Raw genomic sequence first — 22,263 nt, 5'->3', positions numbered from 1 at the left:
AATTTAAATATGGATTTTGCAGGTTTTCAAAATTTAATAGCGGGATTAGGTACCGGAGAAAAAAATACAGCCTTAGAAATGCGTACACTACTATCGCATTTAATTGAATCTATTTACTTGCCAGGAGATATTAAAGAAATTGATTGCACAAACGAATATGTGGAAGCTAATTTCACAGAAACCGGATTAGGTATTAATGAACGTGCAGGATGGGCTAGATGTAATGGACTAAACGGTACAAGACCTCGAGGAGGAAGAACTTCAATAGGTTGTAGTGACGAATATCCTGTTTTAGGGGCTCTTGGAGGTTCTAAGACGCATCTATTGACATTTGATGAACTTCCTGAGCATGATCATGATATTGCTACTGATGGTCACAATGCAGCCGGAGGTGGTTCTGAGAGAACAGTCAGTGCAGGTTCTGGTGGTTTAATGAAGACAAAAAAAACTGGAGGAAACCAACCACATAATAACATGCAACCATTTATTGTTTCTTTTTTCATTCAAAAACTTTAAAAATGGGGTTAATCCAGATTATCGCAAATAATTTTGAATTAGATTTTGTCAATGAAACTTTATCAATTAAAACAGATAATAATGCTTTATCTCGTGATTTTAAAGTATCTGCATCAAGTTATCCTTTTTTAGTCATTGAAAATAAAAAAACAAAAATGGCTTTGGGTACACGTGATATTGCTTCTGTACGCAAAAAAAAAGTTGTTAATGTAACTGTTATTGAAAATGGCATAAAATTTACCGGTGAATTACAAATTTTATCGTACATACCAGGTTATAGAAAGTGCAACATAAAGTATTCATCCGCAATTCTAACTTTGATGAATAAGAAAATTGCTGATTTCATGCCTGTTCTTTCTGTTATTCCGGACGAAACTAATCCTGTACCGTTTTCAGAAAAAACAGATTCTAATATCGTTGGTTCTGAGCATTGGAAAACTTTTCCTCTATCATTTTTGGGACATTGTTTTCCAACTGTGAAGTTTCAATTTCCAACAATGAAATGGTTAAATAAATTTGGAGTTAAACTCGAATCAGATGATCCTTGGTATCTATATAAAGACAAAATAAACGAATATAACTCGGACGGTTTAGTTGAAAATAAATTTACTATCGTTTCGGATGTTTGTACAGTCGAAAATAAAAATGTCGTTGCGCCACAAGTCTTTTTATTGGCTCCGGCTTTTTATGCTTTACAGACACTAGGCTTTACAATGGGAGGTGATTTTCCTAATTCTGAATTTATAAAGAGGTTACTATTTTACAGTAGTAAGAACAATTTAACTGAAACGCATCCCATTAAAGCGGTTGAGAATTTGTCTCTTCCTACTTTAACTCCAGGATCTCAGTATAATGACGAAGGTGAATTATTATATGATTTCTTTTATAGTTTTATTTATTTGCCAACTACCGTAGAAGGAACTTATATTTTTGAATATGAATTTGTTGAACCTGAATACGAATATGAAATAGGTTTGATCGATCAGAAATTATTTACACTGTTTTTAGAAACGGAGCCGATTTTTATGGTATTTCGACATTCTCCAGGTATGCCAGCAAATGTTTATAAAGGTACTGTTAAGATAGAAGTTTCTGCAGATCAGGTCGGATCACTGATTCATATAAAATACTATACGCCAATAAACGCACTACCAACTTACAGTATAAAAAATACAATTGTATATCCTGCTACATATTTCCAAATGCATCCAACAATCCAATTAGGACGATATTTACCTGATTGGACTTTTGGAACTTATTTGAACGAAATACAGAATCTCTTTAATTTAGAGATTAACAGTGATGATTTTACTAAAAAAATCACATTAGATTTCAATGAAGAAACTATTGAAAAAACAGCTGCTTATATCGAAAAGAAGTCTTTAATTATGACCTCTTATGAGCAAGCGCCATATAATGCCTTTTTGCTTAAATATGATAATGAGCAAGACGAAGCACTTTGGATTACGACAGAATCAGTTGAAGTGTTTGATTTGCAAACTTCAAATTTCTCACAAAATTTAAGTTCTAAGTTTAAATACGTACCAATTACTTTTACTGCAGATCTTTCGGAAGATCTTGATTCTAAAAACGGTACAGGATTAATGATTTACGACCCAGAAAACAAACCGTATATTTCATCAGATTTTCTTGGTCAGACGCTAAAAATGAATGGAGAAAAAGGAATCTATAAAGTTTTCTGGAAAAAGTTTCTAAAATTTCTTTTGAATAGTTCCGGCGTAGAGCTTACAGGACCATACACAGAAACTGAACTTCGCCAAATAATGAAATTAAAAAGAATTTTTATTGATCACCAGGAATATATTATTGCTTCTACGGAATATACTGAGACGCAACAAAATCTATTTAAAGTTAAATTCAGTCTCCAAAGCATCAATTTTTAAGCAAAAAAGCCTCTTAATTAAGAGGTTTTTTTGTAAGAATATCGTTCATATTATGTATTTGCTTATCTGTAATACTTTCCACTATATGAACGTACACCATAGTTTCTTTTATCTCACTATGACCTAATAGTTTTTGTAAATCTTCAACTCTTCCTCCACATATTAAAAAGTTTGTTGCAAAACTGTGTCGAGATACGTGAAACGTAACATTCTTTTTTATTCCACAAGCCTTCACAATTTGCTTTAATTCACGATTTATATGTTGATCTGTATATTCACCATAGAATAATTTATCATTTCCAATAAATTTCAGCGCTGATTCGCTAAGTTGTATTCGTTGTAATTTCCCAGTTTTCTGAGCAAAAAAGATTAAAATATCATTGACGACATTTTCAAGTGAAATTGCTCGTATATCCGAAATTCTTAAGCCTGTAAAACATGAAAATAAAAACCTGGCTAATATATTTTTTAATGATTCATTTATAAACTGTGAGTTGTAGTATTCATACAATTTAAAAACTTCATCTGGTAATAAAAAGGCTCTGTTAGAAACACATTTTGGCATCTTTATGTCTTGATACTTTAATGGTGTTTTTACCCCTAACTCATTGGCAATATGTAAATACTTTTTAAAATTTTTAGCTAGTGTTTGAATTGTGTGAGGAGCGTTTTTTTCAACTTTCTCAAAATGGAAAATCATTTTTTCGTAAAAATCCTTAGTAATTTCATAAAAAAGAATCGAGTTTTGATATCCTTTTACTTTTCTTAATGTACTTAATTGCTGTTGAACTGTTGCATTGTCCCTTATTAATTTCTGGTTTTCCATTTCCATTTCCCAGAATTTTATAAAATCAATTCTTGATGATGGATTTTGATACTCATGGAGTAGCTTATCCATAGTTAGGTTTTCGTTCTCTAATCGATATTTAATTTCAATTTTATTAAGATCTGCAAGTGACTTTTCAATTATCAAATTGTAATCCTTGTGGAAAATGTCTTTTGATTTTACTCGCTGTTTTACTTTATCAAAATAAATTGGTTTCACAGCAATGTGCAATGGAATCTTTTTCTTTTGTCCGGAAACAAAAATTTGAAGGTACAAAGTACTAGTTCCGTCTGTGCGAACGTAATCATCTTTGATTACTATTTTCGCTGTTAACTTCCCATTAAAATTCATTGGGAAGTTTTGTGGGAAGTGATGGATGTTTTGTGACGATAATAACATACGTATGTGTTTTTCGGGTTACCCCCAAACGTCTAAAGGCGTGAACATTACACGTCTTTAGTGTAATGTTCACGCCTTGTATTTTTTGGGATTGTGACCGCGGAGGGGTTCGAACCCCCAACCCTCAGAGCCGAAATCTGATATTCTATCCAGTTGAACTACGCGGTCGGGTGATTTATGATTTTAGACTGTAAATTTCAGATTCCAATCGATAATCTAAAATCTACAGTCTAAAATCTAAAATTATTTTAAACTAAAAGTTTCTTTACAATTGCAGAGATTGTTTTTCCTTCAGCAGTTCCGCCTAATTGTGCAGATGCCAATCCCATAACTTTACCCATTGAAGCGATTCCAGAAGCGCCGGTTTCAGCAATGATTTTTGCTACTACTGCCTCTACTTCTTCTTCACTTAATTGAGCTGGTAAAAATTTCTCGATTACCGCAACCTGGGCCAATTCTGGTTCAGCAAGATCAGGACGATTTTGTTCTGTAAAAATTCTAGCGCTTTCTTTACGAGTTTTAACTAATCTTTGAAGTAATTTAACTTCATCGTCTTCTGTTAATTCTTCTTTAGAACCTGAAGCCGTTGCAGCTAATAACATTTCAGATTTGATTGCTCTTAAAGCTTCTAATGCCACTGTATCTTTTGCTCTCATGGCGGTTTTAATCTCGTCCATGATTAATGTTTGTAAGCTCATCTTATTTTTTATTTAAAATAGGTAAAACCTATAATTGATATTAAATTTAAAAATTTGTTCTCGACTCCGCTCGAACTGACAACAAGATTAACTTTAAAAGTCAAGTATAGAAGTCAAATTTAAAATTCTGTGCGAAGATAAAAAAAATAACCCGAAAATTAAATCCAATTCTCGGGTTATCCATATTTATTATGATTGTAAAATTAATCTACATTGTCATGCAAAAATGAATTGTTTGAACGCAATTGCAAATCATTATTACTATCTGTCCCAACTGATATTCTGGAACCCGTGTTATTTGATTGTGAATTAGACAAATCGATTCCTAATCTTTTATAAGCAGGTTCTTTTTCAAGTTCATCGATTCTGGAAACATTATTATGAAATTTATAATTAAATTCTTTTAGTTTCTTTCTTCTTTCATCAGCTCTTAAACGTAATGTTTCTTCAATTGTTAATTCCATCGGAGAAACATTTGATGTTGTAGAATAATCAGCTTCACTTGCAAAATCTCTTGGTTTCATAGTGATATTTAATTCCTCAGGAATTACATCTTCTATCACTTTTTCAACCGGTTTTGATGCTGTTAGTTCATTTTCAACCTCCATGTATTCTTCTAGAGAATATTTGATGATTCCGTTCTCTGAAACTTCAGTTACCGGCACAAATTGTACTGGATCATTCACTTTTATATTACGTGTTTCATTCGATAATTCGAATAAAATTTTAGTCTCTTGTTCAACAACAGGCTCTTTTCTAGCTTCTGGTTCTGATCTGTAAAGAGGTAAGTCAAATGAGAAAGTAGTTTGTTCTTCTCTTTCGAAAGTTCTTTGCTGAACAGGTTTTACTTCCTGAAAAGCCTGTACTTGAGGAGTTGGCGCTGTAATTGTAAAATCAATATCTGTAATTGGTGAAACAATTTCAAAAGTAACATCAAGATTCTTGATAAACTCAGACATTACAACCAATTCTTCCTGATTCATAGATGGAGCAACTGCAACCGGAGTAACTGGAGTAACCGGAGTTGGTATTACGGGAGCAACCGTATCCGCAAATGAAGTGTCATCCATTAAATCGAAAACAATTTTTTCTTCTGATTTCGCAGTTGGTGTTTCAGCATTTAAATCAAAAGAAGTAACTGATTTATTTGTCAAATCATAAACACTTCTTTGATCATCTCCTAATGTATGGATGATCTTTTTAGGCTCAGTATTTACAATTTCATTTTGTTGTTCAACATCAAAACCTGTTGCAATAATAGTCACAGCAATAGCATCACCAAGAGTTTCGTCTTCACCAACTCCCATGATAATATTAGCATTATGACCTGCTTCTACCTGAATATGATCATTGATTTCTCCAATCTCATCCAATGTAATTTCGTTTGATCCAGAAACGATAAGCAACAATACGTTTTTGGCTCCTGTAATTTTGTTGTCGTTTAACAACGGAGAATCCAATGCCGAAACGATAGCATCTTTAGCTCTGTTTTCACCTGCAGCAACAGAAGATCCCATGATAGCTGTTCCACTATTCGAAAGAACAGTTTTAGCATCACGTAAATCGATATTTTGAGTATAGTGATGCGTAATTACTTCAGCAATACCTCTTGAGGCTGTTGCCAAAACTTCATCAGCTTTAGAGAATCCTGCTTTAAAACCAAGATTTCCGTATACTTCTCTTAACTTATTATTATTAATTACAATTAAAGAATCTACTTGCTTACGCAATTTTTCGATTCCTAAAAGTGCTTGTTCCTGACGTACTTTCCCTTCAAACTGAAACGGAATGGTAACGATACCAACTGTCAAAATTTCTCTTTCTTTTGCCAATTGTGCGATTACCGGAGCTGCACCTGTACCTGTTCCTCCACCCATACCAGCGGTAATAAATACCATCTTAGTACCACGGTCCAACATTTTCTCGATATCAGCGATACTTTCTATAGCAGATTGTTGTCCTACATCAGGATTTGCTCCTGCTCCAAGACCTTCTGTTAAATTCATACCTAACTGAATTTTATTAGGTACCGAACTGTTCTGTAGTGCCTGTGAATCTGTATTACAAACGATGAAATCAACGCCTTTAATACCTTGTTTAAACATGTGGTTAATAGCATTACTACCTCCACCACCTACACCTATTACTTTGATTACATTTGATTGGTTTTTTGGTAAATCAAATGAAATACTTCCAAATTCTGAGTTGCTCATCATCTTTTTGGTTTTTGAAATTCTTATTTAATACATTTTTTACTTCTTGACTTGGGGCCAAAAAAGTAATCCTTTTCTTTTATTGTCTTATTCTGCGTTGTCTAAAAAATCTTTGATTTTGTCGACATACCTATCAAAAAATGATCTTCTAATTTTTGTTTCGGTAGATTCTTCTTTAGAGGCATTACTTCTAACTTCTCTTGTCTCTTCAATAGTTTCTACTCTTTCAACGTAGTTTTCTTCTACTTCGTATCGTTGTTGTACAGGTTGTTGTTGCTGAGGCGGAACATTTCTGTACACCACTCTTGGCTGCTCATTTACAATCTCCATTCTAACAGCACTTTGCGTACTATTTTCGATACTATTCATTACTAATCCAACTGCTGTTGCAAATAAAGGACTAGAAATTTCTTCACTTGAATTTCCTGCTAAGTGCTCGTTTGGATATCCAATTCTGGTATCCATTCCTGTAATGTACTCTACTAATTGTTTAATATGTTTTAGTTGAGCTCCACCACCTGTAAGAACGATTCCGGCAATTAATTTTTTACGAGGATCTTCGTGTCCATAAGCTTTAATTTCTGCAAAAACCTGTTCTACAATTTCCACAACACGAGCGTGAATAATTTTAGATAAATTTTTAAGCGAAATCTCTTTTGGTTCTCTTCCTCTTAAACCCGGAATAGAAACAATCTCGTTGTCCTTATTTTCTCCCGGCCAAGCCGATCCGAATTTTATTTTTAAAAGCTCTGCTTGTTTTTCGATAATCGAACAACCTTCTTTAATATCGTCTGTTATTACATTTCCTCCAAAAGGAATCACTGCTGTATGACGAATAATACCATCTTTAAAAATGGCTAAATCTGTTGTTCCACCACCAATATCAATTAAAGCTACACCTGCTTCTTTTTCTTCCTGACTCAAAACTGCATCTGCCGAAGCCAATGGTTCTAATGTCAATCCTGACAATTCGATTCCTGAACTTTGAATACATCTTCCAACATTTCTGATCGAAGAAGCTTGCCCAACTACTACGTGAAAACTAGATTCCAGTCTTCCACCGTACATTCCAATTGGTTCTTTAATTTCAGATTGTCCGTCGATTTTAAATTCTTGCGGCAAAACATGAATAATTTCTTCTCCCGGTAACATGGCCAATTTATTAACCTGGTCAATCAAAAGCTGAATATCTTTTTCGCCAATTACTTCTTCCGGATTATTACGGCTGATGTAATCTGTATGCTGTATACTTCTTATGTGTTGTCCTGCGATACCAACAACCACATCTTTAATTTTATAACCTGAATTATTTTCTGCCTCAAGTATTGCTTGCTGAATTGATTGAATAGTTTGCGTAATGTTGTTTACAACTCCACGTGCAACTCCCAAACTTTTGGATTTTCCAATACCCAAAATTTCCAACTTACCATACTCATTTTTCTTGCCTATCATGGCAACTATTTTGGTTGTTCCAATATCTAGACCTACTGCAATGTTATCTTTTTCCATTTTCTATTATTTTGTGCAAACTACTTGTTCCGTAAACCTAAGGTCAATTTTATTGTATTTGTATAACGAACTATCTAAAACTGCTTTTTGAAAAAAAGCTTTATAGTTTCTAAATTTCTTATCAACATTCATCGTTCTGCCAAAATCGATGACGTAATTATAATTTCGATTAAACATTTTTAGGCTGCCATTCGGCATAATTTGTATTGCAATGATGTTTTTTTTCAAAAACGCATCGTCATAAATTGTGCGAAATAAAGCAGCTAAATCTTCGTTATTTTTTTTATTTATTGCCCCTGAAACAAGAGGAACTCGCGATGTAAAATTGTCGGACAAAGGCATTTTATTACCCTCATAGTCAATATAGAAAGATTGATCACCATCATAAACTCGCGCTATTGGTGTCTTCTGTTTTACTACCGCTTTTAGAACGCCATCGATACTTACAAAAACGTCTGACTTTTCAATCATGTCTTGCGTATCAAGGGTTTTTTCTATCTTATTCAAATCTAACTCATCTTTTCGGATACTGGAAGCGTCTCTTTTATTTTCTATCAACAATTTATTAACCGTTTCCGGCTTCACAAAAAGCGTATTTTCTCCTACAAAAACGACCATCGATTTCTTCAATTTTCGATCTCCATTTCGATGTTGAGCAAAAGAATATAAAAAAAGAACAAGCCCTAAAATGAGAAATAATCGAATATTTGTCCAATTAAATATTTTCATTTAGCATTTTTTTAATTGACGGAACCATTTCACCAATATCACCAGCTCCTATTGTCACAATTATTGGCGCATCACTGGCTTTGATCTCCGCTAATAAATCACTTTTTGCAACAATTTTCTTGTTCGAATTTGTCATTTTACCCAACAACCAATCAGATGTAATTCCTTCCATCGGTAATTCACGTGCAGGATAAATATCCATTAAAAACACTTCATCAAATTGAGATAAACTTTCAGCAAATCCATCTGCAAAATCTCTTGTTCTGCTGAATAAATGCGGCTGAAAAATTGCCAATACTTTACGATTTGGATACAATTCCCTAACCGCTTGATGTACAGCATTTATTTCTGTTGGATGATGCGCATAATCATCTATATAAACTAACTTTTCAGATTTAATCTGATAAGAAAAACGTCTTCTGATTCCGTTGAATGATGCAATGGCTTTTGCGATGGCATCGGTCGGGGTGCCAAAAGTTTTTGCCATCGCAATAGCCATTAAGCCATTCATTAAATTGTGTTTTCCAGGCAATCCAAAATGCAAATCTTTCATGATTTCTGATGGAGTTTCTACATCAAAAACATAGCTTCCATCTTCGATACGCACATTGAACGCTTTATATACAGCATCTTCATTTATAGCACATTGAACTCCTTCCAGAGGTAATTCTTTGGTTATAAACAGCTTATTCTTGTCTTCTACTTTTGAAGCAAATTCTACAAACGATTCTTCAATAGCTTCACTTGTTCCGTAAATATCCAAATGATCTGCATCCATTGAAGTAATACAGGCAATATTAGGATGCAAATGCAAGAATGAACGATCAAACTCGTCTGCTTCTACAACTGTTACGGTTTTTCCGCTTCCAATTAAATTAGAATTATAATTCTCTACAATTCCACCAACGAAAGCCGTAACATCAGCTCCGCTTTCAAATAAAATATGTCCAAGAATACTTGAAGTTGTAGTTTTTCCGTGTGTTCCGGCAACCGCAAAACTAAAAGTGTCTTTGGTAATAATTCCTAAAACCTCGGCACGCTTTTTAATTTCATAATTTCTTTCGATAAAATAATTCCACTCTGAATGTGATTTTGGAACCGCTGGCGTAAAAATTACCAACGTATTCTCTGCATAATACTCACTCGGAATCAAACTAATATTATCTTCAAAATGAATATCAATACCACTTTCTATCAATTCGCTTGTTAACATTGATGGCGTTTTGTCGTAACCAGAAACCTGTTTCCCTATATTTTTAAAATAGCGAGCCAGAGCACTCATTCCGATGCCTCCAATGCCAATAAAATAAACGTTTTGTATTTGATTTAAATTCATTTCTATTTAGTTTTGAGCTATTTACAAGTTGCTTTATTTTATAAAAAACTAGTAATTAAGCCTTTGTAATTTTATTATTTTAACAACTCAAAACGCTTAAAAATAGCGTTCTAAATTTTTAATTTTGTTCTATAATTTTCGTAAAAAGTTATATTATAACAACTTTTTAATCTGATCCACAATCACTTTCGTTGCATTTGGCATCGCCAGTTTCTTGATATTATCGCTTAATTGTTTTTGTTTTCCCTGGTCTTTCAATAAAGCTTCAAAAACAATACTAAACTCATTTTCCAATTCTGATTCTTTCAATAAAATAGCTCCTTTTGCATCTACAATTGCCTGCGCATTTTTTGTTTGATGATCTTCGGCCACATTTGGTGACGGAATAAAAATTACTGGTTTCCCAACAATACATAATTCTGAAACCGATGACGCTCCTGCTCGCGAAATAATCACATCTGCAGCAGCATACACAAAATCCATTCTTTCTATGAAATCAACTACTCTAAGGTTTTGTTGATTGTGCTTTTTATAATCTTCAAAATATAATTTTCCACATTGCCAGATGATTTGTACATCTTGCGAAAGCATATTTTGCAATTCTTTTTCAATTAACTGATTGATTCTTCTTGCTCCTAAACTTCCTCCTAAAACCAACAATGTTTTTTTATTCGGATCTAAACCATAAAAAGCAATTGCTTCGTCGCGTTTACTTTCAATATCTATTAAATCCTGACGAACCGGATTCCCTGTTAAAACAATTTTTTCTTTTGGAAAAAACCTTTCTAAATTCTCGTAAGCAACACAAATTGCTTTTGCTTTTTTGCTCAACAACTTATTTGTAATTCCCGGAAAAGAATTTTGTTCCTGAACTACTGTTGGAATTCCTGCCGAACCTGCCGCTTGCAATAATGGTCCGCTGGCAAAACCTCCGGTACCTATTACTACGTTTGGTTTAAATTGTTTGATAATTCGTCTTGACTCTAGCAAACTTGTTGCCAATTTTAACGGAAACATCAAATTTTGCAACGTTAATTTTCTTTGTAAACCAGCTATCCAAAGACCTTTTATTTCGTAACCTGCCTGAGGCACTTTTTGCATTTCCATTTTATCTCTTGCACCTACAAAAAGAAATTCAGCATCAGGAAATTGTAATTTTAATTCATTTGCAATTGCAATTGCCGGATAAATATGCCCTCCAGTTCCACCGCCACTTAGTATGAATTTATACTTTGTCATATTCTTTAAAATTATAACGCTTAAAAATTATCCTGTTTCTAAGCTTTATTTAATACTGCATTCATTGGATTTCTGGAAGTATCCTCAATCGAATACATTCCTTCTTCTTCATATATTTTTTCGTCAGCCGGCAAATCTTCTTCTGATAATTCTTTATCAATTAATCGTTGAAGTGCTTCTTTACGTCTTTCTTTTTCTTCTTGCTCTTCGGCGATTTCTTCGTCTTTTTTAGTCACGCTAATGATAATTCCAAGAGAGAAACATGTCATCCAAATCGAACTACCTCCGGAACTTATCAGCGGAAGCGTTTGTCCCGTTACCGGCAATAATTCTACAGCAACCGCCATATTAATCATCGCCTGAAATATCATTGGAAACCCGAGCCCGACGACGACTAATTTTCCAAACAAAGTAGTTGCTTTATGCGATGCGATAACAAATCGGAACAATAACAATAAATACAAAATCAATATCGATACTCCGCCCACTAATCCATATTCTTCAACAATAATTGCATAGATAAAATCCGAAGATGATTGAGGCAAAAAGTTCTTCTGAACACTTTTACCTGGCCCTAATCCTCCAAGTTTTCCTGATGCAATCGCAATTTTTGCTTTTTCGATTTGATAATCATCTTCATCAGGTTTATCTGTGGTAAAGTTCATAATACGACTTTCCCAAGTTGATACCCTGCTAAAGAATCTTGAATCAGGAAAAGCTTTCGCCACCAAAAGGAAGAACGCTAACATTGCAATTCCCGAACCTATAATAAAACCGATATATTTTAATGGATATTTACCAATAAATGTCAGCATCATAACCATTGAAAAAATCAACGCTGTTGTCGAAAAGTTTGCTGGCAAAATAAGTGCCAATGTTATAAAAACCGGTAACCAAAGCTGTATTAATGAAGCTTGAAACGGCTCATTCTCGTCTCTGGTTTTTGACAAATAACGCGCTACAAATATGAATAATATGCTGGCCGCCAAAGTCGACGTTTGAAATGTAATACCAATAAAAGGTACCTGAATCCAACGACTCGCATTTGCTCCGGCAATTACAGTTCCTTTCAACAATGTATAAAGCAATAAAAACCAAACAATTGGCAAGGCTATTTTCGAAATCGCTCTAAAATAATGATACGGAACTCTGTGCACCCAATAAATAATCAGGAATCCAATACAAACGTGAGCTAAATGTTTTACCAAATATCCCAATGTATTTCCGGTTCCGTGACCAATATATGCCAGATTACTACTCGCACTAAAAACTGGCATAAACGAAAACAGCGCTAATAAAGCCACGAATGACCATATTACTCTATCTCCTTTTAGTTTGTTTACTAGTTCTTTCATGCCTTTTGTTTCAAGTTTCTTTTGTTTCAGGTTTCATGTTTTAGGCGTCAAACTTGAAACCTGAAACATGAAACTTTAAACTATTTTTATAAATTGTGTACTGCTTGTTTGAATTGCTTTCCTCTGTCTTCGTAATTTTCGAATAAATCGAAACTTGCGCAGGCTGGTGACAATAAAACTGCATCTCCTTTTTCCGTTAAACGTTGTGCTGTTTTTACAGCGTCGTTCATATTATTTACTTCAACCATGATATCAACAACATTTCCAAAAGCTTCAATGATCTTACGATTATCAAGTCCTAAACAGATAATTGCTTTTACTTTTTCACGAACTAGTGACATCAATTCGTTGTAATCATTTCCTTTATCAACTCCACCAACAATCCAAACCGTTGGAACATTCATACTGTCTAAAGCAAAGAATGTAGCATTTACATTTGTTGCTTTTGAATCATTGATATATTGTACATTCTGAATTTTAAGTACTTTCTCTAAACGGTGTTCAACACCTTGAAAATTTGATAAACTTTCGCGAATTGTTGCATTTCTAATCTGCATCAATTTCGCCACGGAGCTTGCTGCCATTGCGTTTTTCATGTTATGTTTTCCTTCTAACGCAATGTGTTCTGTTTCCATTGTAAACTCTTCTTGGTTGATCTTTATTTCCATTTTGTTGTTATTTATAGAAGCCCCTTCATCGAACGTTTTAGACAATGAAAAAGGAATTAATTTTGCTTTTGTTGTGTTATTTTTTAACCATTCCGTAATTGCTTCATCATCTGCATCGTAAATAAGATAATCGCTTTCCGTTTGATTCATTGTTATTCGAAACTTTGAATCAATATATTTTTGATATTTATATTCGTATCGATCTAAATGATCTGGACTAATATTCGTAATTATTGCAATATCAGGTCTGTAATCTATAATTCCGTCAAGCTGAAAACTACTTAACTCAAGAACATACGCATCGAATTTATTCTCGGCTACTTGCCAGGCAAAACTTTTCCCGATGTTTCCTCCTAAACCTACATTCAAACCTGCCGATTTCAGCAAATGATGCGTTAACATTGTTGTAGTCGTTTTACCGTTACTACCTGTAATTCCAATTGTCAGCGCTTCAGTAAAAGGTTTTGCAAACTCAATTTCCGAGATTACTTTAATTCCCGCAGCGATAAGTTTTTGTACTATTGGAGACTTCTCAGGAATTCCCGGACTTTTCATCACCACATCGGCGTTTAAAATCAGGTCTTCAGTGTGCTGTTCCTCTTCCCAGGCAATTTTATTAATGATAAGAACTTCTTTATAACTTTCCTTTATCTTTCCAAAATCCGATACAAAAACATCGTATCCTTTTTTCTTCCCAAGAATAGCGGTACCTACACCACTTTCTCCTCCTCCTAATACTACCAATCTCATAGGCTATGTAATTAAAAATTTAGAATTAAAAATTAAAAATCAGTATGACTTTCAATCGAATTCCTATTTTCCTTTTAGGGTTATTATAATTTTCGCTAATATTCTGCAAATTTCATCAGCCTCACCAAAGACACTATCGAATTCACTTACAGAAATATAATCTGTTGCTTTTAATAATTTCAACCAATAAATTGTTTCTCTAGCTTCTTTATATGAAATTTCAAGCTTAAATAAGAACTCTTTATCAGAACGTCCTCCAATTGACTCTTCTATATTTGCCCCAATTGAGGTTCCACATCTTAAAATCTGCTTACTCAAAACAAACTCTTTCTTTTTAGTGGTTAGATATTTATACAAATTGATTATTCTAACTGCAAAAAGGAATGATTTATCCTGAATAATATTTTCTTTCATTTATAAGAACATGCAATACTTTAATTTTTAATTCTCAATTTTTAATTGAAATTATCTAAGTTTTAAAGTAACAATTGATAATATGGCTAACATAATCGCAACAATCCAAAAACGGGTTACGATTTTACTTTCATGATATCCTTTCTTTTGATAATGATGATGTAATGGCGACATCAGAAAAATTCTGCGTCCTTCACCAAAACGTTTTTTAGTGAATTTAAAATAACTCACCTGCAAAACCACTGAGAAATTCTCCACTAAAAAGATTCCACACAATAACGGAATTAATAATTCTTTTCTAACCGCAATTGCCAAAACTGCAATAATTCCACCAATAGTCAAACTTCCTGTATCTCCCATAAAAACAGATGCGGGATAAGAATTGTACCAAAGAAATCCAATCAAAGCACCAACAAATGCAGATATAAACACAGTCATTTCTCCCGAATTGGGGATATACATAATATTCAAATAATTAGAGAATATAATGTTACCGGAAACAAACGTAAATATTCCGAGCGCCAAGACAGATATCGCCGAAGTTCCCGCTGCGAGACCATCGATACCGTCTGTTAAATTTGCTCCGTTTGAAACTGCTGTAATAATAAAAATCACAACCGGAATAAAAATTAACCAAGCCCATTTTTCATATCCTTCTCCAGTCCATGATAACAATTCGGCATAATCAAACTCATTATTTTTTACAAAAGGAATTGTCGTTGCAGTTGATTTCTCTTCCATTGGAGCAGGCATAACCACAGCTGTACTAACATTTTTTTGAGTACCAACATATCCTGTGTCAGTTCTTACTGTAACTGCCGGATTAAAATACAAAACAGTTCCAACGATAAGTCCTAAACCAACCTGACCAATAACTTTAAAAATTCCTTTAAGACCTGCTTTATCTTTTTTGAATATTTTAATATAATCATCAATAAAACCAATTGTTCCCATCCAAAGCGTGGTTACAATAAGCAATACGATATAAATATTATGCAAACGAGCAAACAACAAAACCGGTACAAGAGTTGCAAAAATGATAATCAATCCACCCATTGTTGGCGTTCCTGCTTTTTCATTTTGACCTTGTAAACCCAATTCACGAACTGTTTCACCAACTTGTTGATTACGCAAAAAATTGATAATTCTTTTTCCGTAAATCGTTGACAAAAGCAACGAAAGCATTAACGCTAAAGCTGATCTAAAAGTGATGTATTGAAAAACTCCAGTTCCTGGGATGTCTAGTGTTTTGTCGAAATATTCAAATAAATAGTATAGCATATTTTATATTTTTTAAATTCCAATTTAGAAATTCCAAATTCCAGTCATTGTGGTGGTATTTGAACTTAAAAATTTATTTTTATTATTTGTTTAGTTGATCTAAGATTTCTTTTACAGTTTCCATATCATCAAAATGATGACGAACTCCGCTTATCTCCTGATAAGTTTCGTGGCCTTTACCTGCAATTAGAATAATATCATTTGGCTGAGCCAATTGACAAGCCGTTTTTATAGCTTGTTTACGATCGGTAATCCTTAATATTTTTTTATAATTATGAGCTTCAACACCTTTTTCCATTTCATCTAAGATCACTTCAGGATCTTCATTTCTTGGATTATCAGAAGTTAAAATTGCTTTATCACTAAGATCTGTAGCAATTTTTGCCATAATTGGTCTTTTCGTTTTATCCCTGTTTCCGCCACAACCAACAACCGTAATTAGCTGTTCGTTTTTAGTACGGATATCATTAATCGTTTTTAATACATTATCCAAAGCATCCGGCGTGTGTGCGTAATCTACAATTGCTGTAATATTTCCTTCTGAAACAATATATTGAAAACGACCAGAAACACTCTCTAAATCAGATAGTAAGCGTAACGCTTCCAGACTATCCATTCCTAATTCTACAGCAGTTCCGTAAATTGCCAAAACATTATAAGCATTAAAAGTTCCGATAAGTTTTACCCAAACTTCATTGTCATTTACTTTTAGCAATAAACCAGACAATTGACTTTCTAATATTGTCGCTTTAAAATCAGCATAAGATTTCAAGGCATATGTAAATTTTCTCGCAACTGTATTTTGCAACATCACAGTTCCGTTTTTATCATCAACGTTTGATAATGCAAAAGCTGTTTTTGGCAATGAATCAAAAAATGATTTTTTTACATCTCTGTATTCTGCAAAAGTTGGATGATAATCTAAATGATCATGCGAAAGATTGGTAAAAATCCCTCCAACAAAATGCAATGCTTCTGTTCTCTTTTGATGAATTCCGTGTGAACTCACTTCCATAAAACAATGTGTCACTCCAGCTTCAATCATTTCATTTAGATAATGATTTATTATGATAGAATCTGGTGTTGTATGTGTTGCAGGATATTCCGTTTCATCAACCATGATTTTTACAGTTGATAATAACCCAACTTTAAATCCTGCTTTTTGAAACAACTGAAACAATAATGATGCAATCGTTGTTTTACCGTTTGTTCCTGTAACACCAACTAATTTTAATTTTTCAGAAGGATTTCCAAAATAATTAGCCGCCATAAAAGCCAATGCTGTATTGGTATCTTTTACTTGTATATATGTAATTCCTTTTTCAATATTCTCAGGCAAAGTATCGCAAATAATCGCAATAGCACCTAGTTCAATAGCTTTCTGGATATAATCATGTCCATCAGAAAGTGATCCGCGAATTGCCACAAAAACATCATTTGCTTCAATTTTTCTTGAATCAAAATCAATTTTGTGTATATCAATTTCAGTCGAACCTGTTACAGATTCAATTGCTACTTTGTATAATATGTCTTTAAGTATTTTCACGATAATTCTAATACTATTGTTGTGTTTCTACTAATATTTTGTCCAGCTTGTAAAGACTGTTTTTTTACTTTTCCTACCCCATTTACTTTTACTTTCAAACCTAAATTCTCCAGTAAAGCAATTGCATCCATTCCCGGCATTCCTTTTAAATCAGGAATCTGATTTAATTTTTTATTTACATCGACAGTATATTGATTATAATTGTCTTCTTGTTTCGGAATCCTTGAGTCTAACTTTTTAATTTTATTTGTCGAAGGTGCGTCTGTAAATATTTTTTGAGCAATTCTCTTAAAAACCGGCCCGGAAACGTCTGCTCCATAATAATTATTCTTAGATGTATTAGGTTTATGAACCACAACTATACAAGAATATTTAGGATGATCTGCCGGGAAATAACCAACAAAAGAAGATGCATAATACAACGCTGATTTTCCTTCTTTTCCACCATAATTTACCTGAGCTGTTCCTGTTTTTCCTGCCATCGAAAAATCTTTCGAATACAACTTAGAACCTGTTCCCTTTTTAACCACATTCTGCAATACAGCTCTTACTTTATTAATAGTTTCCTGCGAACATACTTTTGGATTAATCACTTCAACATCAAATTTCTTGATGGTTTTGTTCCATTCTTTAATTTCAGAAACAAATTGAGGTTTCACCATTACTCCGTTATTCGCAATTGCATTATAAAGCGCTAATGTTTGCATTGGTGTCACCGAAACTCCATAACCAAAAGCCATCCACGGAAGTGAAATTCCTGACCAATGTTTGTCTCCCGGTTGCGGAATATATGGTCTTCCTTCTCCTTTAAAATGCAATCCTAACGTCTTATTTAATCCGTAGCTATTAATGTGATCCACAAATTTTGCCGGATTGGTTTTGTAATTTTCATAAACCGCCTGAACCATTACTGTATTTGACGAAAGTTCGAATCCACGAGCTAACGAAACTTTTCCGTAACCACCTCTGTGCGAATCATTAACCGGACGTCCATAATATCTTATCTGACCTCCGTGACTGTCATAAACCGTACTTGTATCAGCTACTTTATCTTCTAAAATTGCCATTAAATCAACTAATTTAAAAGTCGATCCCGGCTCGTGAGATTCTGCAATAGCGTAGTTTGTAGTTTCATAATACGATCCATCTTCTGCTCTTCCTAAATTAGAAATTGCTTTTACATGTCCCGTTTCAGTTTCCATAACCACTACACAACCGTGATCTGCCTGATAATCTTCCAATTGCTTCAACAAAGCGTGGTGCGCAATATCCTGAATAAAAACATCTATCGTAGAAATTACATCATAACCATCTATTGGATCTACTTCATTTACATCTCGAATAGGTTTCCACTGACCTTTTGCAATTTTTTGCTTTAGAATTTTTCCGTCTTTTCCGTTCAGATAACTTTTAAAAGCCCACTCTATTCCTTTTCCAACCTCAATTCCTGACGTCGGATCAATACGATCGTAACCAATTGTTCTTTCTGCAATTTTCCCTATCGGATGTTTTCTAACCGTTTCTTGTTCGATAATAATTCCGCCTTTGAAAGCACCTAATTTGAATAATGGAAAACCTTTAATTTTTACATATTCAGTATAACTTAAATTGCGGGCAATCAAATAATAACGATTCTTATTAGCTCTGGCTTTTCTTAATTCCTGTTCGTAATAACCTCCCGGTCTGTCCAGAATTGTAGCCAATGAATCTGATAATGCTTTTACATATTTTTCGAAAGTTTCTGTTTTTGGCGCTTTAGCATCAAATCTAATTTCATAATTAGGAATCGATGTTGCCAATAAACTCCCATCAGCCGAATAAATATTTCCTTTGTTTGCCGGAATCACAAAATTTCTAACCGTACGTTGTTTCGCCAGCTTTCTGTAATAATCTCCTTCAACCCATTGAATATTGGTTAATTTAACGACAATAGCAATTGCCATCACAAAGATGAAAACTGCTACGAGGTAAATTCTGTAGGATATATGTTTATCGTCTACTGCCATATTCTTTTAAAGAAACTTTTTTCTTCTTCTTTTTTAACTTCTATTTTAACCGGAGGAACCGTTGATGGAAAAATCTGTTTTTCAAGCATTTTATCCGATATAGTCGACTCCATTTTTAACTTCATCAATTCTGAACGGCGATCTACAAATTCTGATCGCAATTCTTTTACTTCATTATTGAGCTTTGCAATTTCAAAAACTTTCTGTTCGTATCGTTGCGTATTTGCAATCATCAGTATAGCAAGAAGAATGATGAAAACAATGAATCTCCAGTTTTTTACTGCATCATCGTTAATCAGAAATCTTGCTTTTAATATGCTAAATACTCCACCTTTCATTTTCTACCTATATATATTATATCTTCTCAGCAATTCTCAATTTTGCACTTCTTGCTCTATTGTTGATTTTGATTTCGGCATCATCCGGAACAATCAACTTTCCTATCGTTTTATAAGGAACAGAAAAATTTCCGAAAAAATCACGTTCTGGTTCTCCTTCAAACATTCCGTTTTTAATAAATCTTTTTACCAATCTGTCTTCAAGAGAATGATAAGAGATTACTGAGAATCTTCCGCCGGGGTTTAGAATTTCTAAAGACTGTTCTATAAACTCTTTCAAAACATCCATTTCCTGATTTACCTCAATTCGAATAGCCTGATAAATCTGAGCCAATACTTTGTTTCGAATTCTTTCCGGTAAAAACTTCGCCAGAACATCTTTCAATTCATCTGTAGTTTTAATTGGCCTGTGCTCTCTTGCCTCTACAATTGTTCTCGATAAAAGTGGCGCATTCTTCAACTCCCCATAATCAAAAAAAACACGACGTAAATCCTGTTCTTCATATTCGTTAACCACACGGTAAGCACTTAAATCATTTTTTTGACTCATCCGCATATCGAGTTCAGCATCAAATCTTGTTGAGAAACCTCTTTCAGGAACATCAAACTGATGTGATGAAACTCCTAAATCTGCCAAAATTCCATCTACTCCTTTAACACCATGAAAACGTAAAAACCTTTTTATAAATCTAAAGTTCTCATTAATTAAGGTAAACCGTTCGTCCGGCAACGCATTTGCAAGAGCATCTTCATCCTGATCAAAAGCAAATAATTTACCGTTTGGCCCTAATCGTCTCAAAATCTCTTTTGAATGACCACCGCCACCAAACGTAACATCTACATATATGCCGTCAGGTTTAATATTTAAACCATCAACTGTAGGATGAAGCAAAACCGGATTATGATATTCCATTGTCGTCGTCATTAATATTTCCCATTACTTCTTCGGCTAAATCTGCAAAATCCATATCTTCGCCGCTTATTGATTTTTCATATAAATCCTTATCCCAAATCTCCACAATATTAACCGCAGATGAAAAAACGACATCTTTAGAAATACTTGAAAAAGCTACTAAATCCTTTGGAACCAATAATCTTCCTAACGCATCAATTTCTACCATTTTAACACCAGCAGTAAATCTTCGAATGAAGTCATTGTTTTTTTTTACAAAACGATTCAGCTTGTTGATTTTTTGCATCATCAAATCCCACTCGTCCATTGGATACAATTCTAAACACGGTTGAAAAACAGAGCGCTTCAAAACAAATCCGTTTTGAAGAGATGCAGTCAATTGCTTTTTCAAAGGTGCGGGCAACATAAGCCTTCCTTTAGCATCGACTTTACACTCATATGTTCCGACAATTGTGTTCAAGAAAAATTCATTAATATGTTATAGGACAAAAATATAAAAAATATTACCACTATTTACCACAATATACCACTTTGTTAATAAGTTTAACCACTTTCCTACCACCTCTCCTAATTCATAAGCAATCAATACGTTAACTAATTATTAATCAATTCCTGACAACACTGATCAATCAAAAAAAATACGCACCTTTTTTCTTAAAAAAATAAGTATTATGCTAATTTCTTAACATTTGGATATTCCTCAAAAAACCCCCATAAAACCTGATTTTTAATCACTTAGAAATTCTACTGAAATTATCTAGTTAAAAAACGGTAGCAAAAATTCATTTTTATTTATTAAACCCTATATTTGTCCAAATTGAAATTGGCATTAAATTAAATGGACAAACACTACAAAAAAGAAGGCAAATACAGCTATTATGAAGCTGGAGAAGGAACTCCTATCGTGATTTTACATGGCTTAATGGGAGGCCTAAGTAACTTTGATGCTGTAGCAGAATATTTCCCATCGAAAGGATACAAAGTTGTTATCCCGGATTTGCCAATCTATACCCAAAGTATTTTAAAAACAAACGTAAAAAGTTTTGCTAAATACGTTAAAGACTTTATCACTTTTAAAGGATTTGATCAGGTAATTTTATTAGGCAACTCTCTTGGAGGACACATTGCTCTTTATCACACCAAAATGTATCCTGAAAAAGTAGCCGGACTCGTAATTACCGGAAGTTCTGGACTTTACGAAAGTGCAATGGGCGATAGTTACCCAAAAAGAGGCGACTATGAATACATCAAAAAGAAGGCTGAAGATGTATTTTACGATCCTGCAATTGCAACTCCCGAGCTTATTGATGAAGTGTATGCAACGGTAAACGACCGCATCAAACTAATCAAAACTTTAACGATTGCCAAAAGTGCAATTCGTCATAATATGGCAAAAGATTTACCAAAAATGACAGTAGAAACCTGTATCATTTGGGGTAAAAATGATGCCGTTACACCACCCAATGTTGCCGAAGAATTTGATAAATTATTGCCTAATTCAACTTTGTATTGGATAGACAAATGTGGACACGCTGCTATGATGGAACACCCTCAGGAATTCAACACAATTCTTGAAGAATGGCTCGTTAAAAAGAATTTATAGCATCTAACTTTCGACTTTAA

19 protein-coding genes and 1 tRNA gene are annotated in these 22,263 nt (G+C 33.7%); 3 read left to right on the top strand and 17 right to left on the bottom strand.

The window, feature by feature from the left end; all coding sequences use genetic code 11:
- Positions 1–9 precede the first annotated feature (9 nt).
- Positions 10–516, top strand: a complete 507-nt coding sequence (locus tag CLU81_RS17100; RefSeq protein ID WP_099710913.1) for a hypothetical protein — start codon at positions 10–12, stop codon at positions 514–516.
- A 2-nt stretch (positions 517–518) separates the two neighbouring features.
- Positions 519–2,420, top strand: coding sequence for a hypothetical protein (locus CLU81_RS17095; protein WP_099710912.1), 1,902 nt, complete (start codon positions 519–521; stop codon positions 2,418–2,420).
- A 13-nt stretch (positions 2,421–2,433) separates the two neighbouring features.
- Here CLU81_RS17095 and CLU81_RS17090 read toward each other — a convergent pair whose 3' ends face one another.
- The 17 genes from CLU81_RS17090 to mraZ form a co-directional block, all read right to left on the bottom strand.
- Positions 2,434–3,645, bottom strand: coding sequence for a site-specific integrase (locus tag CLU81_RS17090; RefSeq protein WP_099710911.1), 1,212 nt, complete (start codon positions 3,643–3,645; stop codon positions 2,434–2,436).
- A gap of 94 nt (positions 3,646–3,739) precedes the next feature.
- Positions 3,740–3,813: transfer RNA gene (locus tag CLU81_RS17085), tRNA-Arg, on the bottom strand.
- Between the two features lie 80 nt (positions 3,814–3,893).
- Positions 3,894–4,343, bottom strand: coding sequence for a GatB/YqeY domain-containing protein (locus CLU81_RS17080; protein WP_074659845.1), 450 nt, complete (start codon positions 4,341–4,343; stop codon positions 3,894–3,896).
- A 203-nt stretch (positions 4,344–4,546) separates the two neighbouring features.
- Entirely contained in the window at positions 4,547–6,559 is a 2,013-nt protein-coding gene (ftsZ, locus tag CLU81_RS17075; protein ID WP_099710910.1) for a cell division protein FtsZ, read from the bottom strand.
- Positions 6,560–6,643: 84 nt separating this feature from the next.
- A complete protein-coding gene (gene ftsA / locus CLU81_RS17070; RefSeq protein WP_099710909.1) occupies positions 6,644–8,065 on the bottom strand; it encodes a cell division protein FtsA in 1,422 nt (473 codons plus the stop codon).
- 6 nt (positions 8,066–8,071) lie between these two features.
- Complete coding sequence (locus CLU81_RS17065) at positions 8,072–8,794, bottom strand: cell division protein FtsQ/DivIB (RefSeq protein WP_099710908.1); 723 nt, start codon at positions 8,792–8,794, stop codon at positions 8,072–8,074.
- Entirely contained in the window at positions 8,781–10,130 is a 1,350-nt protein-coding gene (gene murC, locus CLU81_RS17060; RefSeq protein ID WP_099710907.1) for a UDP-N-acetylmuramate--L-alanine ligase, read from the bottom strand. Before murC ends, CLU81_RS17065 begins: the two co-directional genes overlap by 14 nt.
- 153 nt (positions 10,131–10,283) lie before the next feature.
- On the bottom strand, positions 10,284–11,369 hold the full coding sequence (murG, locus tag CLU81_RS17055; protein ID WP_099710906.1) for an undecaprenyldiphospho-muramoylpentapeptide beta-N-acetylglucosaminyltransferase: 1,086 nt from the start codon (positions 11,367–11,369) through the stop codon (positions 10,284–10,286).
- A gap of 38 nt (positions 11,370–11,407) precedes the next feature.
- Entirely contained in the window at positions 11,408–12,724 is a 1,317-nt protein-coding gene (locus tag CLU81_RS17050; RefSeq protein WP_099710905.1) for an FtsW/RodA/SpoVE family cell cycle protein, read from the bottom strand.
- Between the two features lie 86 nt (positions 12,725–12,810).
- Positions 12,811–14,142 (bottom strand): UDP-N-acetylmuramoyl-L-alanine--D-glutamate ligase, encoded by a 1,332-nt coding sequence (gene murD, locus CLU81_RS17045; protein WP_099710904.1) that lies wholly within the window; start codon positions 14,140–14,142, stop codon positions 12,811–12,813.
- Between the two features lie 63 nt (positions 14,143–14,205).
- A complete protein-coding gene (locus tag CLU81_RS17040; protein ID WP_099710903.1) occupies positions 14,206–14,556 on the bottom strand; it encodes a four helix bundle protein in 351 nt (116 codons plus the stop codon).
- A gap of 51 nt (positions 14,557–14,607) precedes the next feature.
- Positions 14,608–15,837 carry a phospho-N-acetylmuramoyl-pentapeptide-transferase gene (mraY, locus tag CLU81_RS17035; protein ID WP_099710902.1) on the bottom strand — a complete coding sequence of 410 codons (1,230 nt, stop codon included), beginning with the start codon at positions 15,835–15,837 and terminating at the stop codon, positions 14,608–14,610.
- A gap of 82 nt (positions 15,838–15,919) precedes the next feature.
- Positions 15,920–17,383, bottom strand: coding sequence for a UDP-N-acetylmuramoyl-L-alanyl-D-glutamate--2,6-diaminopimelate ligase (locus CLU81_RS17030; protein WP_099710901.1), 1,464 nt, complete (start codon positions 17,381–17,383; stop codon positions 15,920–15,922).
- The gene (locus tag CLU81_RS17025; RefSeq protein ID WP_099710900.1) at positions 17,380–19,389 is read right to left on the bottom strand and encodes a penicillin-binding protein; all 2,010 of its coding nucleotides are present in this window, start codon (positions 19,387–19,389) and stop codon (positions 17,380–17,382) included. The genes CLU81_RS17030 and CLU81_RS17025 overlap by 4 nt, the downstream gene beginning before the upstream one ends.
- Positions 19,380–19,727, bottom strand: coding sequence for an FtsL-like putative cell division protein (locus CLU81_RS17020; RefSeq protein WP_099710899.1), 348 nt, complete (start codon positions 19,725–19,727; stop codon positions 19,380–19,382). Before CLU81_RS17020 ends, CLU81_RS17025 begins: the two co-directional genes overlap by 10 nt.
- Before the next feature lie 16 nt (positions 19,728–19,743).
- Positions 19,744–20,652 carry a 16S rRNA (cytosine(1402)-N(4))-methyltransferase RsmH gene (rsmH, locus tag CLU81_RS17015; protein ID WP_199174574.1) on the bottom strand — a complete coding sequence of 303 codons (909 nt, stop codon included), beginning with the start codon at positions 20,650–20,652 and terminating at the stop codon, positions 19,744–19,746.
- Complete coding sequence (gene mraZ, locus CLU81_RS17010; RefSeq protein ID WP_099710898.1) at positions 20,627–21,100, bottom strand: division/cell wall cluster transcriptional repressor MraZ; 474 nt, start codon at positions 21,098–21,100, stop codon at positions 20,627–20,629. Before mraZ ends, rsmH begins: the two co-directional genes overlap by 26 nt.
- 378 nt (positions 21,101–21,478) lie before the next feature.
- Here mraZ and CLU81_RS17005 point away from each other — a divergent pair, with 378 nt between their 5' ends.
- Complete coding sequence (locus CLU81_RS17005) at positions 21,479–22,243, top strand: alpha/beta fold hydrolase (RefSeq protein ID WP_099710897.1); 765 nt, start codon at positions 21,479–21,481, stop codon at positions 22,241–22,243.
- The last annotated feature ends 20 nt before the right edge of the window (positions 22,244–22,263 follow it).

The sequence above is a fragment of the Flavobacterium sp. 9 genome (genome assembly GCF_002754195.1).
GTDB lineage: Bacteria > Bacteroidota > Bacteroidia > Flavobacteriales > Flavobacteriaceae > Flavobacterium.
Note: the sequence above shows the minus strand (reverse complement) of the source record. Positions and strands in the feature narration are given on the sequence as shown.

Excerpts from the sequence above, each read along its gene's own strand:
- ftsA (WP_099710909.1), bottom strand. The coding sequence starts at position 8,065 with ATGGAAAAAGATAACATTGCAGTAGGTCTAGATATTGGAACAACCAAA.
- CLU81_RS17095 (WP_099710912.1), top strand. The coding sequence starts at position 519 with ATGGGGTTAATCCAGATTATCGCAAATAATTTTGAATTAGATTTTGTC.
- CLU81_RS17090 (WP_099710911.1), bottom strand. The coding sequence starts at position 3,645 with ATGTTATTATCGTCACAAAACATCCATCACTTCCCACAAAACTTCCCA.
- CLU81_RS17050 (WP_099710905.1), bottom strand. The coding sequence starts at position 12,724 with ATGAAAGAACTAGTAAACAAACTAAAAGGAGATAGAGTAATATGGTCA.
- rsmH (WP_199174574.1), bottom strand. The coding sequence starts at position 20,652 with ATGACGACGACAATGGAATATCATAATCCGGTTTTGCTTCATCCTACA.
- CLU81_RS17005 (WP_099710897.1), top strand. The coding sequence starts at position 21,479 with ATGGACAAACACTACAAAAAAGAAGGCAAATACAGCTATTATGAAGCT.
- murG (WP_099710906.1), bottom strand. The coding sequence starts at position 11,369 with ATGACAAAGTATAAATTCATACTAAGTGGCGGTGGAACTGGAGGGCAT.
- CLU81_RS17020 (WP_099710899.1), bottom strand. The coding sequence starts at position 19,727 with ATGAAAGGTGGAGTATTTAGCATATTAAAAGCAAGATTTCTGATTAAC.
- CLU81_RS17025 (WP_099710900.1), bottom strand. The coding sequence starts at position 19,389 with ATGGCAGTAGACGATAAACATATATCCTACAGAATTTACCTCGTAGCA.
- murC (WP_099710907.1), bottom strand. The coding sequence starts at position 10,130 with ATGAATTTAAATCAAATACAAAACGTTTATTTTATTGGCATTGGAGGC.
- CLU81_RS17100 (WP_099710913.1), top strand. The coding sequence starts at position 10 with ATGGATTTTGCAGGTTTTCAAAATTTAATAGCGGGATTAGGTACCGGA.
- CLU81_RS17080 (WP_074659845.1), bottom strand. The coding sequence starts at position 4,343 with ATGAGCTTACAAACATTAATCATGGACGAGATTAAAACCGCCATGAGA.
- mraY (WP_099710902.1), bottom strand. The coding sequence starts at position 15,837 with ATGCTATACTATTTATTTGAATATTTCGACAAAACACTAGACATCCCA.
- CLU81_RS17065 (WP_099710908.1), bottom strand. The coding sequence starts at position 8,794 with ATGAAAATATTTAATTGGACAAATATTCGATTATTTCTCATTTTAGGG.
- CLU81_RS17040 (WP_099710903.1), bottom strand. The coding sequence starts at position 14,556 with ATGAAAGAAAATATTATTCAGGATAAATCATTCCTTTTTGCAGTTAGA.
- murD (WP_099710904.1), bottom strand. The coding sequence starts at position 14,142 with ATGAGATTGGTAGTATTAGGAGGAGGAGAAAGTGGTGTAGGTACCGCT.
- ftsZ (WP_099710910.1), bottom strand. The coding sequence starts at position 6,559 with ATGATGAGCAACTCAGAATTTGGAAGTATTTCATTTGATTTACCAAAA.